We start from the raw sequence: 15,398 nt of genomic DNA, 5'->3' as shown, positions 1-15,398 counted from the left end.
ATGGAGTTTCCACCGCAAAAGCGTCATTGCGGAATTTTTCGGCCTATATTCAAATGGGCGAAAAATGTCCTTGCTATCTCATTAAGAGCTTTTGTGTTGATTCATTCCAATCCGTAGCTGGTCCGAGTTTACAACTCTCTAGAATGAAATTGCATTCTTATCCCTAAAGAACTTTCCATTGGGTCCACTTTCCGGCAATTGCGCAGCCCAGACGATGGATTCTGCACCCTTCTCCGGACTTCTGGTAGCGCCGGATCCGCCCATGTCCGTTCTCACCCAACCGGGACAAACTGCATTTACTAAGAGTCCTGTGCCCTGGAGTTCTGCACCCAACTTGATGGTAAGGACATTCAAGGCAGCTTTTGAAACACTGTAAGCAGGAGTGCCACCTGACATGCCGGAGATAGCTCCTGATCCACTGGATACATTAACGATTCTGCCATAGCCGGCTTTTTTCATTAGGGGAATGAATGCATTCGTCATGCGCCAGGGGCCAAGCAGATTGGTATCCAGGGTTTCCTGAACATTCGTCAAGTCCGCGTTTTCCGCCTTTTGCCACGTGTCATAGTTGATCCCTGCATTGTTGATCAACACATCCAGCCGGCCGAATTTCTGCTCCACGAAGTTCCTTATCTGATCAACACTATGCTGATCACTCACATCAAGGGTGTGGAAATAGAGATTGTCTGGATTGCCGAGTTTGGTCAGGGCATCCTCACCGGAACTTTCACTTCTGGCGGTGAGGATCACTGAATGATCTTTTTCCAACAGCGTTTTGGCCACAGCAAAACCTATTCCGCGATTGGCGCCGGTGACGAGTGCAATTTTGTTCATAGGTGGAAGTTAGTAAGCATGAATCAATTCCTTTGCTTATGTAACGTGGTGAAACATACTTGTGATAATTCCTTTCCCGGTAATAGAATGGATCTTACCAGGGTCTAAATAAGAGTAGTCTATGCGTAAGAGTCCTGATACGCATTGATCTTCACCTTTCACTTTCCTATACCCAGTGCATTTCCTGTCGTCGTGCGTTGGTGTCCTTACAAATGGCAGTAAATGATAAAACCTCATAGGTTTTGTGAAGTGGTAGTTCGGGACCTATGAGGTTTGTGATGGTTTTTATCCCTAACAGGGTCTCAAACTACTGTTAGGGGTTCATGTTTTACGAAATGGTCTCTCTCTCCTGAAAGTCAAAGCCAAGTTCCTGTAACTCTGCCAATACAGGCTCATAGATCTCAGCTTGCGTAGGGATATGTGTTCCGGTGAGTTTGAGTTCACCTTTTAGGAGCATTTTCGCAGCGATGGCCATGGGAAGTCCGACGGTTTTACTCATGGCAGTATTCACTTGATCTTCACCGATGGCGACCATGTGTGATTGGATCTGTTTTGGCCGGCCATCCACGATGAAATCAAACTTGTGCCACATCACGATCATGTCCAGATCGGTCTCATCAATGGTCCACTTCTTTTTCAATATGTGCTCCAGGATCTGAGCAGGAGTGCCTTTATCCATCCCTATCAGATCATCGGAAAAGAGATCCAGCCACTTGAGACGATACATCTCTTCTGATTCCAAACCGAGGTTCAGGTAGTGTGCCAGTTTCAGCTCAACTGAATCATGAGGGTTGTAGGATAGGAATGAGTTAATGAACTGACGATGGGTCATTTGAGCCACATCTTCCATTTCGTAAGTGTCATCCGTAGCGCCTAATTGAATAAAAATATCCCAGGTTTTGCAGAAACCTAATCGCCTCAGGGTCCCTCGGTACAATGTCTTGATGCCTCGCAGATTATAAAGGTCCAGGTACTTCAACGAGTCCCGGTTGGCGTAACCCTCGAAGTAGCCATGACCGGGGATGTGGATCACCTCGGTTCTGCCAAACAATTTGTGGTACGGGATATATTTAAATCTTCCTTCCTGCACAAACTTTACATTGCCGGTTCCTGCCATCACTACATTGCGAGGATTCCAGGTGAACTTGTATTGCCAGGGATTATCTTTCTCTGTGTTGTCAGCCAGCAAACCTCCGGTAAATGTCTCAAATCCGGTCAGTTCATGACCTTCCTTTTTGATGGTATCCAAAACCTTCATGGCCGACATGTGGTCAATCCCCGGATCCAATCCCATTTCCATCAACAGCAGTTTTCCTTTGGCAGCAAACTCCGCCGAAAGCGCTTCAATCTCTTCGGTGAGATAAGAGGCGGTGATCATATGGATACCTAACGCAGCACAGCGTTTCGCAGCATGTATATGCATGGATGCGGGCAGCATGGAAATGACTAAGTCCGCTTTTTCAAATGCCGTATTGGCTTCGGTATCATTCAAAACATCAAATTCTGTCAGTTGAATGCCGGGGAATTCTTTGACTCGTTGTTGACCGATCTCCTTACTTTTTTCACACAGGGTAAGGGTCCAGTCTTCAGATTTTGATTGTTGATGCAAGTATTGGATCAATGAAGAGGCTGAGCGGCCTGCTCCCAGGATTAGTATATGTTGGCTCATTTAGGGGTGATTATTGCTTCTTTACGATCGTAGCACTGGCTTGTGCTGTTGGTAATATGGTCAATTCGGCGATGGTCACATGGGCAGGTGCCAGCACAGCATATCTTATTGTATCCGCCACATCATTGGCCGTCAATGGTTCGAAACCTTTGTACACTTGTGCAGCGCGATCGGCATCTCCTTTGAAGCGTACTTCCGAAAACTCAGTTTCCACCAGACCCGGCTTAATTTCTGTGACACGAATGTTAAAGGGATTCAGGTCCTGGCGCATGCCTTGTGTGATCGCATCTACGGCAAATTTAGAAGCACAATAGACATGTCCTTTTGGATAGACTTCTATGCCGGCAATGGATCCGATATTGATGATGTGCCCTCTCTCTCTTTTGACCATGCCGGGAGTAATGGCATTGCTAACGTATAGCAATCCTTTTACATTGATGTCGATCATGGCATCCCAATCTGCCACCGATGCTTCGTGAAATGGGTCTAATCCATGTGCATTCCCCGCGTTATTGATCAATACTTCGATGTTTTGCCATGCTTCGGGCAGGGAAGCGATTTTTTCAGCTACCGCCTGCTGGTCCCGTACATCAAAGTCCAGTTGATGGATGTCTGTGTCGGATGATAAGGCTTCGGCAAGTTGGGTCAGTCGCGCTACGCGACGGCCGCAAATGATCAATCGGTGGCTGGGTGCAAGCAATCTTGCCGCGGCCTCGCCAATACCACTGGAGGCACCGGTGATCAAGGCGATCGGTTTTTGGTTCGTCATCTTCTGAGTCTTCTCTTTTTGAGGTAACTGGGTCCGCCCTCAAAAGTGATGAAAAAGGTGAAATTATGCTGAACCAATTTATCGAGTGCCGCATTGAAATCATTTTTATTGTCAGAAAGCAGGTTTCTGAGCCCCCAGGAATACCGGATTTCCGGAGAAAACTTAAAAAGTGGGAAATAAATATCGAAACCGATCCCGGTCTCAATGGCAAAGTTCCAGTTTCGGGTTTCGAGTGTTTCCACATCGGCCACTTCATCGCCTCGAGCTGCAGCTTCCAATGATGGACTGACCCCACCCACCACATACAGTGCGTGATTTCTCCTACGCACGCTTTTGTATTTTAAAACGATCGGCAATTCGAAATAAGTGGCGTCCTTGAACAAAGCGAAAGTGGTCCCGTTCGTAAACCGATACTGTAGCTCATTTTCATAGAGTCCAAAGGTGGGTAACACCCGCAGGTCCAGGTATTGTAGTAAATGGAAATTGACGACAAATCCAACTTTGAAACCACCCAGTGCCCGGTTGGCAATAGAATGCAAAGAGTCAAACGACGGACTTACAAAAGTATCGTTGTATTTAAATACATACCGGGAAGCATGACCGCCAAATGCAAATCCATAGTGGATGAATTCATCATCATAATGGATCAAATTTTCCGTTCGCCCCGAAGATGATTGTCCCCAGGATGGAAATGAGGCCAGCAGCACTAAGGCTACCAGGCTTATTTTGAGCCAACGTATATCGAACTTATGCCGAGGGTAAGGGGTCTGCATTGGGTGTTCAAAAAACCTATCCTGTCTAGGATGTTCAAAAAGTCTTTACCATCCGGAAAATTGCGAACAGAATCAGGCAAATATGTATAAGCCGCCTGGTCTTTGGAAATTAATCTCCCCACCGATGGCAAAATATATTTGAAGTAGAATTGATACAGCTGCTTGAAAGGGAACATCGTGGGCTTGGAAAATTCCAGTACCACTACCTTTCCGCCGGGTTTCAATACCCTGTACATATCAGCCAATCCTTTTTCCAAATTCTCAAAATTCCTTACGCCAAATGCAACGATCACTGCATCGAACTTATTGTCATCAAACAACAATCCTTCGGAATCCCCTGAGCGTAATTCGATGCGGTCGTCGTATTTTTTTTCCTTCATTTTCTTGCGACCGACTTCCAGCATGCCTTCGGAGATGTCCACTCCAATGACTTTTTCCGGATTCAGGGCCAGTGCTTCAATGGCAAAATCTCCCGTTCCGGTGGCTATGTCCAGAATCTGTTTCGGTTGGTCTTGCTTGAGCATCTTGATGGCTTTTTTACGCCACATGATGTCGATCCCCAAGCTAAGAAAATGATTCAGAAAATCATACCGCTTGCTGATGTTGTTGAACATTTGGGCGACTTGCTCTTTCTTCCCTGCGGTCTGCTCCTTGTAAGGCACTATCTCCATAATTCATGCAATATTACGGATTAACCTATAGCCCATCGCATAGGTTAAGAATATTCCTCTCAATCGCGAACAAATTCCTCTAATTTTGCGGCATGAATCCTGTGAAAACGGCTGTATTTGAGAAGAGTAGCTCCAAAATTGAAGAATGCCCTCCGCCAAAAGTTCCTGAATATGCATTTATTGGTCGGTCCAATGTGGGCAAGTCTTCGTTGATCAATCACATCACAGGGAATAAAAAACTGGCCAAAACTTCCGGGAAGCCAGGCAAAACCCAACTGATCAATCATTTTTTGATCGATGACCAATGGTACCTGGTGGACTTACCGGGTTATGGCTGGGCACAGGTCAGCAAGACGGAAAAAGCCAAGTGGAAAAAGATGATCGATCGGTACCTGCGAGAGCGAGAGAATCTTGCGTTGGTATTTCTATTGATCGATTCACGACATGAACCGCAAAAGGTAGACATGGAATTCATGCGCTGGCTTGGACAGAATGAAATTCCCTTTATTCTGGTCTACACCAAAGTAGACAAGCAGAGTAAAAACCAGACGGAATCCAATATTGCCAAGTACCGAAAAATACTTAAAAAGGAATGGGCGGAGCTGCCAAAATATTTCACCGCTTCGAATGTTACGGGTGAAGGGCTGGAAATCATAGATTATGTTCGTCTGCTCAATGAGGACTTGCATTAGCAAGAATAATCCCGCTTGACCCCATTAAATTTCCTTATGAGCCAGATTTAATTAGTTTGGTTCTTGAATCAAGTATTTTTGTAATAACCTTAGACTATAGAGCAAAAACACCGACGTTTAGATGGCAGAAGTAGCTGAAAGAAGATCAAGAAAGAAAGTAAAGGAGTTTACGATCCTTTATGTAGACGATGAAGCTCCGAACCTGAGAGGATTCAAAGCGGCATTTCGTAGATTATATAACATTAAGGTAGCCGATGGGCCGGAAGAGGCTTTGGAGATTGTGAAATCTGAAAAGATCGACCTGGTGGTGACTGACCATCGCATGCCCGACATGGTAGGAACTGAATTGTTGGAGAAGGTACATGCTTTCAATCCCGAAATCAAGCGTATGATCCTGAGCGGATTCATCAAACGGCACGAACTGGACGAAGCTGTCGGAAGCTTTGGTATCCATGAGTTTGTAACCAAACCATGGGATTTTGATGAAATGCTGGAAATCTTCGAACGTTTACTAAGAACCAATCCCGACGTTAAGAGCTTTTCTTAACGGTCTTAACTGATAAATATTAAAGAAAGGGTAGCTGCTTGATTTTCATTCAAGCAGTTACCCTTTTTTGATGGAGGCTTTTGTAAACTCTTTAGAGATCAATTCACCGGCGAAAGCAAAGGATACCCTGCTTCATACAAGATCTCCGCTTTCAACTTCTGAGCCTTCGCCTGGGTCTTCAGGAATTTCAACCTGGAGTTGATGTATTTATCCTGCTGGATGTTGAATTTGAACAGGTCACTTTCTCCGGTTTCCAGATTGAACAGCTCCGCCTGTACCAACCGATTGTAATTATCCGCCATTGATTCATAGTTCCTGGCATTCCTGTCGGCCATTTGCAGTTCCGCATAGCTCGTTCTCAGCTGGTTTTCAATGGCCAGCTTACTGCGTTGCAATTCCAGGTCATTACTCACGATTTTAAGTTTCGTTTTCTGAAGTTTTCCTCGTTCTTTCCTTAAGAAAATAGGGAACGAGAAGTCCAGTCCAAGTTTGTAATTGTCATTGAAGTCAATGGTAGAAGACTCACCCTGAGGGGTGATGGGCGCATCAATAAATGAATAATTAAAGTCCAATTGGGGCTTGAGGGTTTCTCTATTCCAGCGCTGTTCCACCTCCAGCTGACTGCCTTTGCCCTCTAGTTTTTGAATTTCGGGATGAAAAACCCGTGCCCAGGTCACCATGTCTATCAGGCCTTCTTCTGTAGGAATGGCCCCAAACGTGGACAAAGTGTCGGGAACCACTCCGTCCTGAAACCCCAATGGAATGCCTTCTACCGACCAAAGGTGAACAGCCAGGCGCAATTGGGATTTGATGTAATCAAATTTTACTTCTTCATACTCTACCTGACGTGTTTGGTAGTTGATCATGGCCTGAATGGTGTCCACAGGCGCTGCTTCTCCGAACTGAAAATCCAAAACCAGTCGCTCGTACAGTTCCTGAGCAATGCCCACACTCTGCTCCAAAAGCAACACCTCCTGATAGGCGAGTTGCCATTCCCAATAATCCTTGATGGCCGTGAACAAGATCTTGTTCACCATTTTTGTTTGTTCAGCTGTGGCGATGTTTTGATAGATGCGCGCTTGTTTGACCACTGCACGTCGTTCATCGATAAACAATCCTTTACCAAGTGGGATAGCCACACCCGCCGTGACTTGTTGGTAATCACTACTGGGACTAATGAACCTTTCAGGATTAAGGAAATCACCCTGCGCTCGGTCAAAAGTGATTTTGGGATCGATGGGAATCCAGGTAGGAACCTTCAAGGTTGTGTTCAGGATGTCCCAATATTCCGTGTCTTTTAGATTTTTCAGGTCATACCCCGCCGATATCTTCGGATCGAAATTTCCTTTTGCACTCAACAATTCGGCGTTGGCCATTTCTCGTACCATTTCCGCCTGTTGCACCACCGGATGATTGGCCAAGACCATATTGACCAGTTGCGAAATGGAAAAGGTGGTCTGAGTAGAATCTACTGCCGCAGTGGAGACTGCCACATTGGATACTACCACTGAGGACATTGAAGTGATATCCAATGAATTAGTTTGAGCCTGACTAACCCAGGAAAAACCAATGAACAATAAAGCGTAAATAATGGATCTCATGTTGGAGATAGCTCTCATTTTTTGCCATTCTTATCACCATTTCCGTTGCCTCCTTTGTCGGAAGTGTAGGAGTCGGCACCAGGTTCATCGTACAGACTTGGAGGGAAGCCATTGAGCTGTCGCCAGATCTCGTACCATACGGAGACATTTTCCAGCATTACCCATCCTTTGATACCAGATCCCATTCTAAGTTGCTGTGGCCACGGGTCTTCATTTTCATCAGGTTTGATCAAAATTCGGAACATGCCTCCTGAGGTGTTTACCCGATCAATTACCTGAACGGTCCCTCCGAAAGTACCCACAGAAACAGCCGGCCATCCCGAAAACTGCAATGCGGGCCATCCGTCAAATTCAATTCTCACTTTTCGACCCTGTGAGATCAATGGTACATCCATGGCCTGAACGTACATTTCTACCGCCAGATCCGGGTTTTGCGGCATAATACTCGCAACTGCTTCTCCTTCCTTGATGGTTTCACCCAGCCCTTCTTTCAAGGCTTTGACCATGTATCCGTCTTGTGGAGCAATCAGGTAATATTGGCCTTGCCTCACCTGTACATTGCTAAACTCATTGCGGAGTTTGGCAATTGATCCTTGAGTTTCCTGAATTTCGGAAAGTGTGGCTTGCAGGTCAGTGGTGGCCTTGCTGATCTTTTCAGCATAATTGGCCTGTATGGCTGCCAGGTCTGTCTGGTTAATGGCCAGATCCGCCTGACTTTGTAAGTATTTGTTTTCAGCCTCTAAAACTTTGGCCGCTCCCTGCTGGTACTTGTTCTCCAGGTCCTGGAATTTTGTTAAAGAGATGTTCCCACTTTCGTAACGTTGCTTGTTCCGTTCGAAAATATTGTCGGCATTAGCAAAGGCCACTTCTTGCGCTTTGAACTTGATGCTATCACTTTGTACTTTCAACCCTCCCTGAATGATCTTATTCCTGGCCTGTTGAAGCTTCGCTTTCAATGCGGCTTTCAGCGCCGTAATTTGATCAGAATAGGCATCACGTTTAAGTTCCTTGGCCTCAAGGCTCATCACTTTGGCGTCGATTTGTTGCTGTAACCTGGTAAGGATCTCCGGATCAAAATATTTGTCTTTTACTTCGGCAAGTCGCAGAATCGTGTCACCCTTTTGGACGAGATCTCCTTCGAAAACATACCATTCAACAATTTGACCAGGGATAGCCGATTGGACCGTTTGTGGTCGATTGGCTGGATTGAGTGCAGTTACTTTGCCCTGCCCACGAATGTTCTGCTGCCAAGGTAAAAACAGTGAAATAATGGCCACTGTAAAAATGGTCAGCAAGACCCTTGCCAGGAAGATGCCCAGGTTTGGAGTTCTCAGCGTTTTGAGCGAATACAATTGTTTATCCGCTAACTGGTCGTCGATGCTATTTTTAGAAATGTTCAGCATGATCAGTTAAGATTTTTTACGACTTCTTCATTGGACAAGACCTGATCCACCGGACCATCGACCAGGATCTCTCCTTTACTCAGGTATACCGTTCGGTCGCAAGCAGCCATGATCAAAGGATCATTAGATACCAGGATCAATGTCCATGGATGCGAAGGCTCTGTAAGTGTCTGGATCAGTTTCAATCGCTCGTTTTTAGAGAAGGCCCCAAACATATCATTTAAGATCAGAACGTTGGGTCGTTTTGCCAGACACCTGGCCAGAATAAGCTTTTGTATAAAGGTCTGAGAAAAACCTTTTCCTGCACTCAACATCGGAGTATTCAGTCCGTCAGGCAGAGAGTTGATTTTGTCTTGCAGTCCCACAAGTTCCAGCGCCTCAATGGCTGCCATTTCCTCGGCAAAAGGCTTACCTACTAGGATGTTTTCTAGAATCGTACCTTCAAAGATGTCTTCCGCGGAAACATTCTTACCAATTCTGTCACGCAAGTGCACACGGTCCAGATCTCTGAGGGAGTATTTGTTATAAGTCACTGAACCATCAAACTGGCTATACATACCTGCAATGGTGTTGGTCAGTGTGTTTTTTCCGGACCCACCTACACCACTGATACAAATTCGTTGGCCACTCGGTATCGTCATGTTGATGTTCCTGATCGAAGATTGCCTGGTGCCCGGATAGGTATATGAGAGATTGCGGACGTCTATGGTAAATCCTTGATAAGGAACATCCGGATTGGTTGGGATGTCGATGCCTCCAGTGGTTTCAAGGGGCAAATCTGTCACATGAGAGATTTTATCTACGGCCGTGAGCATGTCATAAACCACGTCCATGTACATGATGATTTTCTCCACTGAGTTCAGGATGAGGATGATGATCACCTCCGAGGCTACAAATTGACCAAGGGTAATTTCTCGCTGAACCACCAGAATCGTACCGATGATCAGCAAACCCGCCGTTACTACTGCTTTGAAAAGTAATACGTATGAATATTGCGTAATCAGGACGCGGAAGTGCTTCCTTCTGTTCTTTAAGTAGTTGTTGACGAAGTAGTCGGTTTTCTTAATTGGAAGGTCGGTACTTCCGGATAATTTGAAGCTGTACAGTGCACGTGCCAGTTCCTCCAGCCAGTACACCGCTTTGTATTTATACTTCGATTCCACGATCGAAGATTGCAACCCTTTTGGACCTGTTAAATAGAAGATGAGAAACAGAATCACCATTAGGAATAGGCCAAAGAAGACGAAGAATGGGTGATAGAACGATAGCAATAAAAGGCCAAACAAAATTTGGATGATACCCGTAGACAAGTCGATCAAGAGCTTGGGTAATCCCTTTTGAATGGTCAGTACGTCGAAGAACCGATTCATTAATTCAGGAAAATGCAAGTGCAATACCGCTTCCATTTTGATCCTGGGTACCCGGAATGCAAATTCAAAGGCTGCTTTGGTAAACACCCTCCTTTGCAAGTATTCCACAATCGTAATCTGTAGTACCTGGAGTAACCCTGATCCCAATACACCTAGAATGATGATAGTGATCAGAAAATAGACCGAACTGAAGAAAACCCCTCCAGAGATCAATTCAATGGCAGCCTGTATCCCCAGCGGCAGGATCAAACTAGTCACCCCAATGATCAGGGCATAGACATAGACATAAAAGATGTCACGCTTGTCTGCGCGCAGCAGCCTGAATAACCTTTGGACAGGGGAAAGTTTTTCTATCTCACCTTCGCCCATGTCACTGCCAACCACACTGTTGTAAGCAAAGACGGAAAGAAAGACCAAATCGCCAGCATCCGTACGTAGGATCTGTTTTTCATTGACGTCTTCCCAGTTGCGTACCTCATTTCGTTCGGGAAACAACAGGGTGATCTTCTTGTTGTCTTTTTTGTTGGTATTGACAATGGCCGGGATCGGCGTATCATCTTTCCAGATGAAAATGACCATTGGAGAATCGAAGTTCTCTACAAAAACTTCAAATTCCTTTGGTTCAATCTCTTTCTTGATGAAAACAATCCCCGTATTATTCGCAATGTTGGTCAAGTCCCTGATGAATTCCCCTAATTCGTCGATATGATATCGTCGGAGCAAGTCATCGGTCGCCTTAAGCACACTGCTATCCAGGTCCATGTTGAGCAATTGTGCGCTCTCGTGGAGGATTTGCCGGATGGTCTGATTATTCATATCAGTTACTAATTGCTTTTAATACCAGTGTTTTGAGAAATTCAAAATTATCGGTGTAGGGATCTTTCGAATCCCGCATTTCAGATAGGGTAGGGAGGTGTTCTGCGAAAAAGATCTGCTGATTGGAGGCCTCCAGGCAAGTACTCACCAATGAATTTGGGTAAGGAAAGTCCTTGTTGATCTCCAGAATGATACTACTGATCTTCTTGCAGAGTGATTTGTAACCCAGGAAGAGTCCATCTTTATTGTCTTCATCGACCTCTCGCGTCAGATAAGTCTTGTCTGACTCTGCAATGACGATGCGTTGCAATGCCGGCTCGTCAATGTCAGGAAAGTTGGCGTCTTGCTCCTTCTTATCAGTAATCGTCTTCAATGCGATCAATAAACGCTCCTCGGCAGAAGGAATGTTATTGGTTTTGAAAGTGATGAGGTGCTCCAACCAACTCCAGTACCAGGCGATGAGGTAGATCAGCAGCTTATGTTTGTTTTCAAAATAGCGATAGATGGAAGCTTCTGTGGATTCAATCGCTACTGATAGTTTTTTGAAGGTAAAGGCTTCAAAACCCATTTCATCGATCATGGACACACTTTGCTGGATGATCTTTCGTCCCAGGTCAGTGGATTGTGGATCCTTGAGGTAAAGGTTCGGATTTAACCGCAGTTGCAGGATGGTCATAGCAAGATAGCTCTATATCGTTTACGATAGTATTGCTATCAAAACGCATAGCGACTTAAAAAGTTCAGGAAGTGCTACTTTTTTTAATGATAGTATAGAATGGTAGGATGAGTGGTGCTGATTTGTACTCAAATCAACATGGGAGGGGACAGATTGTTTTTGTGTTTGGTTGAATTTCGTAAAAAGAATGCGCCCGGCAGATTACCGGGCGTTCAATTAATCAGAATATTTCCGAAACCGATAAGGCTTTCGCTAAGGCCTAAAGTTTCTTAGGGTTTCGGATCGGTTTACTCTGCCCTCAATGTCTTTACCGGATTGGAACTGGCAGCCTGATACGATTTGAAGCTCACCGTCAATGCACCAATGATGAAAGTCAGGAGGCCTGCCAAAATGAAGCTCGTCACTTGTAGGTTGGTTCGATACTCAAAGCTTTGGAGCCAATCCTGACAATAGTAATAAGCAATCGGGGTGGCTATGAGGAACGAAAGGATGATCAGCCTGGAATAATCTTTGGAAAGCATCAATACCAAAGGCACGATACCAGCCCCATGAACTTTCCGGATCCCGATCTCTTTCGATCGTTGCTCGGTAGAGTAGGAAACCAAGCCTAACAAGCCCAGACAAGAGATAAAGATGGAGATAGAAGAAAAGATATTGGTGAGTTTACTCACGATGAAGTCGCTTTCGTAGCTTTGCGCATAGGACTCATCCATCCATTCGTATTCGAATTCCTCATTGGGGTCCATGGTACGGGTGATTTCCTGAACCGCAGCCAGGGTTTCGCCAGGTTTGTCGCTTACTCGTATGAGGGCCACATTGATATTGGAAGGTCGATACCACATGATCATAGGAGCGATTGGCGTATGGAGGTCACGCATGTGGAAGTTTTTGACGACTCCTACAATGTGACCCGGAACACCCCAAATACTTAGTTTTTTACCAATGGGATCATCATAGCCCATCACTTCTGCCGCTACTTCATTGATGATGTAACTGAGCGAATCATTCAGCTCAGGAGAGTAATTGCGGCCAGCTGCTATTTCCATTTCCATGGTAGACATGAAATCATCGTCGACGAGGATAACCTTCATCTCATATTGATCATCTGGACTTTTTCCTTCCCAGCTTGCTGAACTGGTGGAGCGGCCATAGTCCAGTGGATTACCTGAGGCAGCGGTCATTTGTTCGATTTCAGGAATTTGAGTGAGTTCTGACTTATATGTATCAAAACGTCCGCTTAGGTCATCACTAAGCCCAACCATCAACACGTTTTCACGGTTCATGCCCAGGTCCTTATTCAGGACATAATGCAGCTGATCTTGAATGACCAGGGTGCCTACGATGAGCAACATCGTAATAGCAAATTGGATGACCAGTAAGCTTCTTCTGAAAAGTGCGGAGCCCGCAGACCGGGTCATCGTACCTCTAAGGGAATGGAGGATGTTCAACGCTGGCATGATCAATGCCGGGTAGCTACCAGAAAGAAGCGTCATTCCGACCATGACAATCAGGATCAGGCGCCAGATCTCCAATTGTGTGAAATCCAGCGCAAGTGATTTTGAAACTAGATCATTGAAGGCAGGTAGCACCAACCAGACAATCAGAATGGACAAGACGGAAGCAAACAAGGTAAATAGGAAGGCTTCTGTATAAAACTGAGTTCGTAATGATCCTTTTTTAGCACCCATGACCTTGCGAACACCAATCTCTTTGGCACGTCTTCCGGCCCTCGCCGTAGCGAGGCTCATGAAGTTGATGGCGGCTATCACCATCAGAAAGAGTGCTACCACGATCATTAACCGAACCTGATCAATCCGGCCACCGGACACTACACCATTTTCGAAATTTGAATAGAGGTATTGTTCTCTGAATTTTTGGATAAAGAGTAGTTCGTGGCCAGCATTGTCGCCTTCGCTGACATTGTCCATGATCTCGTTGGTGATGCGTTCATTAACCGCGGCAGCTTTTTCGTCTGAACTGGTCGTGAAAAAGAGACTGAAAGAGCCATTGCCCCAGTTATCCACCCAGGAGTTGGTGTCGAAGAAAGTTTGCGCAGGCAACAGCCAGTCAAAGGTCAATGTAGAATTCGTTCCGGGATTTTCAAATATTCCGGCAACAATAGCATCTTGTTGCTCGTGGACACGCATGGTAGCACCCATGGCGGTTTCTTTCCAGTTCGAACCGAAGAACTTCTCCGCCGTAGTTCTGGAGATCATGATGCCGCTATGGTCTTCGAGTGCGGCTTTGTCGCCTTGCAGCATGGTAAAAGAAAAGGTCTCGAAAAAATTGGCAGAGACGAATCGGCCTTCCTCTTTAGATCTTTGATCTCCAAGTTGGAAGAACAAGTCCATGGGCCAACTGTAGTAAGTGATGGACTCCACTTCCGGATATTCGGTCGAGATCAGATCGCCCAGTGGTTTGGGAACCGAAGAAGTGGTTACTACAGAGCCAGAAGATTCATGCATGTTTCTCCAGACCCGGTAAATGTTGTTGCCATTCGCATGGAACTGGTCCATTTGCATTTCGTCACTGACCCAAAGGGCGATAAGTAAGGAGCAGACCATGCCTACGACGAGTCCGGCAATGTTGAGTGCGGTGTAGCCTTTGTATCGGAGGGAATTCCGCAAGGCCACTTTTAAATAATTCTTGAACATGAGATTTTGACGTTTTATTGGATTGAGTTTAATGCTTTTGACAATGCCCGGCCGAAATAAGAGCAACACATCCAGCAGGTACCTGAACCGGGCTTTTCGCCGTGAGGTCTCCAACCGTTCGGTATACAATTCGGCCAGGTCTCCTTCCACATCTTCGATCAGGTCCGGATGGCAAAACCACCGGAGCCATCGGGTGACCCATAGAGGAGGAGAGTTTTGAGAGATGCGGCTCATGCGAACTTGAAATCGAAGGCTATGGAAGGAATGGCTTCCCAAAGCTGCTTGCGGGTTTCCATGATGTGGTCCAGCGCTTCTTTACCGACCGGAGTGACTTTAAAAAATCGCTTTCGTTTGCCACCGCGGCTGGCTGTTGCTTCTCCGAAGTGAGAGGAGAGGTAGCCTTTTTTCTCCAGGCGATTGAGGGCGGTACGCATGGCCCCGACGCTGACACTTCTTTTCAGGCGTGTTTCTATGTCCTTTTTGATAGTGATCCCATAAGCGTTTTCGTAGAGGATGGCCACGGTCAGCATGACAATCTCCTCAAATTCGCCCATTGCGTACTTTTTCATAAGGCTTTTATTTAAATCCTAAATGTAATCTAAATATAAAAGTCCTAAACGTAGCTATAATAAAAAGGTTTTTGTTTGAGGAAACCTATATGGTCTAATAGCTGGTATGAAGAGATCTTATAGGTTTATTAGAAAGGGGTGGTGAGGCTGGAGTTGGCTACAAGCCAAAGAAATATGGATCACTCGACAGGAGCCGAGCGATTGCTAATATGTTGGTGTAGTTTCAAACTACACCTAGGGGGTGCCTTTCAACGAATTGGTCGTATTGGTACTTTGAGCGTATCTACTTTACATCAACAACTAGCCTAGTAGGGAGTTTGTCATCTGAAGTAATTTCTAAAGGTTATGACTTGC

The 15,398-nt window shown here is 45.6% G+C and carries 13 protein-coding genes; 2 read left to right on the top strand and 11 right to left on the bottom strand.

Annotation, left to right across the window (positions count from 1 at the left end; translation table 11 throughout):
- Positions 1-138: 138 nt before the first annotated feature.
- The 5 genes from R8G66_15230 to ubiE all read right to left on the bottom strand — a co-directional run bounded on the left by R8G66_15230 (position 139) and on the right by ubiE (position 4,716).
- On the bottom strand, positions 139-834 hold the full coding sequence (locus tag R8G66_15230; GenBank protein MDW3193722.1) for an SDR family oxidoreductase: 696 nt from the start codon (positions 832-834) through the stop codon (positions 139-141).
- Positions 835-1,162: 328 nt separating this feature from the next.
- Positions 1,163-2,503 (bottom strand): saccharopine dehydrogenase family protein, encoded by a 1,341-nt coding sequence (locus R8G66_15225; protein ID MDW3193721.1) that lies wholly within the window; start codon positions 2,501-2,503, stop codon positions 1,163-1,165.
- A 10-nt stretch (positions 2,504-2,513) separates the two neighbouring features.
- On the bottom strand, positions 2,514-3,272 hold the full coding sequence (locus R8G66_15220; protein MDW3193720.1) for an SDR family NAD(P)-dependent oxidoreductase: 759 nt from the start codon (positions 3,270-3,272) through the stop codon (positions 2,514-2,516).
- The gene (locus R8G66_15215) at positions 3,269-4,045 is read right to left on the bottom strand and encodes a porin family protein (protein ID MDW3193719.1); all 777 of its coding nucleotides are present in this window, start codon (positions 4,043-4,045) and stop codon (positions 3,269-3,271) included. Before R8G66_15215 ends, R8G66_15220 begins: the two co-directional genes overlap by 4 nt.
- Positions 3,994-4,716 carry a bifunctional demethylmenaquinone methyltransferase/2-methoxy-6-polyprenyl-1,4-benzoquinol methylase UbiE gene (gene ubiE / locus R8G66_15210; protein ID MDW3193718.1) on the bottom strand — a complete coding sequence of 241 codons (723 nt, stop codon included), beginning with the start codon at positions 4,714-4,716 and terminating at the stop codon, positions 3,994-3,996. Before ubiE ends, R8G66_15215 begins: the two co-directional genes overlap by 52 nt.
- A gap of 92 nt (positions 4,717-4,808) precedes the next feature.
- On the opposite strand from ubiE, the gene yihA reads away from it, so the two are divergent.
- Positions 4,809-5,408 (top strand): ribosome biogenesis GTP-binding protein YihA/YsxC, encoded by a 600-nt coding sequence (gene yihA / locus R8G66_15205; GenBank protein MDW3193717.1) that lies wholly within the window; start codon positions 4,809-4,811, stop codon positions 5,406-5,408.
- A gap of 121 nt (positions 5,409-5,529) precedes the next feature.
- Positions 5,530-5,955 carry a response regulator gene (locus tag R8G66_15200; protein MDW3193716.1) on the top strand — a complete coding sequence of 142 codons (426 nt, stop codon included), beginning with the start codon at positions 5,530-5,532 and terminating at the stop codon, positions 5,953-5,955.
- Between the two features lie 98 nt (positions 5,956-6,053).
- On the opposite strand, the gene R8G66_15195 is transcribed toward R8G66_15200, so the two are convergent.
- The 6 genes from R8G66_15195 to R8G66_15170 all read right to left on the bottom strand — a co-directional run bounded on the left by R8G66_15195 (position 6,054) and on the right by R8G66_15170 (position 15,044).
- Positions 6,054-7,556 (bottom strand): TolC family protein, encoded by a 1,503-nt coding sequence (locus tag R8G66_15195; GenBank protein MDW3193715.1) that lies wholly within the window; start codon positions 7,554-7,556, stop codon positions 6,054-6,056.
- Positions 7,557-7,570: 14 nt separating this feature from the next.
- Positions 7,571-8,959, bottom strand: a complete 1,389-nt coding sequence (locus R8G66_15190) for an HlyD family efflux transporter periplasmic adaptor subunit (GenBank protein ID MDW3193714.1) — start codon at positions 8,957-8,959, stop codon at positions 7,571-7,573.
- Between the two features lie 2 nt (positions 8,960-8,961).
- The gene (locus R8G66_15185) at positions 8,962-11,145 is read right to left on the bottom strand and encodes an ATP-binding cassette domain-containing protein (GenBank protein ID MDW3193713.1); all 2,184 of its coding nucleotides are present in this window, start codon (positions 11,143-11,145) and stop codon (positions 8,962-8,964) included.
- Between the two features lies 1 nt (position 11,146).
- On the bottom strand, positions 11,147-11,821 hold the full coding sequence (locus R8G66_15180) for a TetR/AcrR family transcriptional regulator (protein ID MDW3193712.1): 675 nt from the start codon (positions 11,819-11,821) through the stop codon (positions 11,147-11,149).
- 287 nt (positions 11,822-12,108) lie between these two features.
- The gene (locus R8G66_15175) at positions 12,109-14,709 is read right to left on the bottom strand and encodes an ABC transporter permease (GenBank protein MDW3193711.1); all 2,601 of its coding nucleotides are present in this window, start codon (positions 14,707-14,709) and stop codon (positions 12,109-12,111) included.
- Positions 14,706-15,044: a helix-turn-helix transcriptional regulator gene (locus tag R8G66_15170; protein ID MDW3193710.1), complete on the bottom strand. Its 339-nt coding sequence runs from the start codon at positions 15,042-15,044 to the stop codon at positions 14,706-14,708. The genes R8G66_15175 and R8G66_15170 overlap by 4 nt, the downstream gene beginning before the upstream one ends.
- Between the last annotated feature and the right edge of the window lie 354 nt (positions 15,045-15,398).

This window comes from Cytophagales bacterium (assembly GCA_033344775.1).
Taxonomy (GTDB): Bacteria; Bacteroidota; Bacteroidia; order Cytophagales; family Cyclobacteriaceae; genus JAWPMT01.
Note: the sequence above shows the minus strand (reverse complement) of the source record. Positions and strands in the feature narration are given on the sequence as shown.

Coding starts and splice junctions, on each gene's coding strand:
- R8G66_15225 (MDW3193721.1), bottom strand. CDS start 2,503: ATGAGCCAACATATACTAATCCTGGGAGCAGGCCGCTCAGCCTCTTCA.
- R8G66_15175 (MDW3193711.1), bottom strand. CDS start 14,709: ATGAGCCGCATCTCTCAAAACTCTCCTCCTCTATGGGTCACCCGATGG.
- R8G66_15180 (MDW3193712.1), bottom strand. CDS start 11,821: ATGACCATCCTGCAACTGCGGTTAAATCCGAACCTTTACCTCAAGGAT.
- R8G66_15190 (MDW3193714.1), bottom strand. CDS start 8,959: ATGCTGAACATTTCTAAAAATAGCATCGACGACCAGTTAGCGGATAAA.
- R8G66_15170 (MDW3193710.1), bottom strand. CDS start 15,044: ATGAAAAAGTACGCAATGGGCGAATTTGAGGAGATTGTCATGCTGACC.
- yihA (MDW3193717.1), top strand. CDS start 4,809: ATGAATCCTGTGAAAACGGCTGTATTTGAGAAGAGTAGCTCCAAAATT.
- R8G66_15215 (MDW3193719.1), bottom strand. CDS start 4,045: ATGCAGACCCCTTACCCTCGGCATAAGTTCGATATACGTTGGCTCAAA.
- R8G66_15195 (MDW3193715.1), bottom strand. CDS start 7,556: ATGAGATCCATTATTTACGCTTTATTGTTCATTGGTTTTTCCTGGGTT.
- R8G66_15220 (MDW3193720.1), bottom strand. CDS start 3,272: ATGACGAACCAAAAACCGATCGCCTTGATCACCGGTGCCTCCAGTGGT.
- R8G66_15185 (MDW3193713.1), bottom strand. CDS start 11,145: ATGAATAATCAGACCATCCGGCAAATCCTCCACGAGAGCGCACAATTG.
- R8G66_15230 (MDW3193722.1), bottom strand. CDS start 834: ATGAACAAAATTGCACTCGTCACCGGCGCCAATCGCGGAATAGGTTTT.
- R8G66_15200 (MDW3193716.1), top strand. CDS start 5,530: ATGGCAGAAGTAGCTGAAAGAAGATCAAGAAAGAAAGTAAAGGAGTTT.
- ubiE (MDW3193718.1), bottom strand. CDS start 4,716: ATGGAGATAGTGCCTTACAAGGAGCAGACCGCAGGGAAGAAAGAGCAA.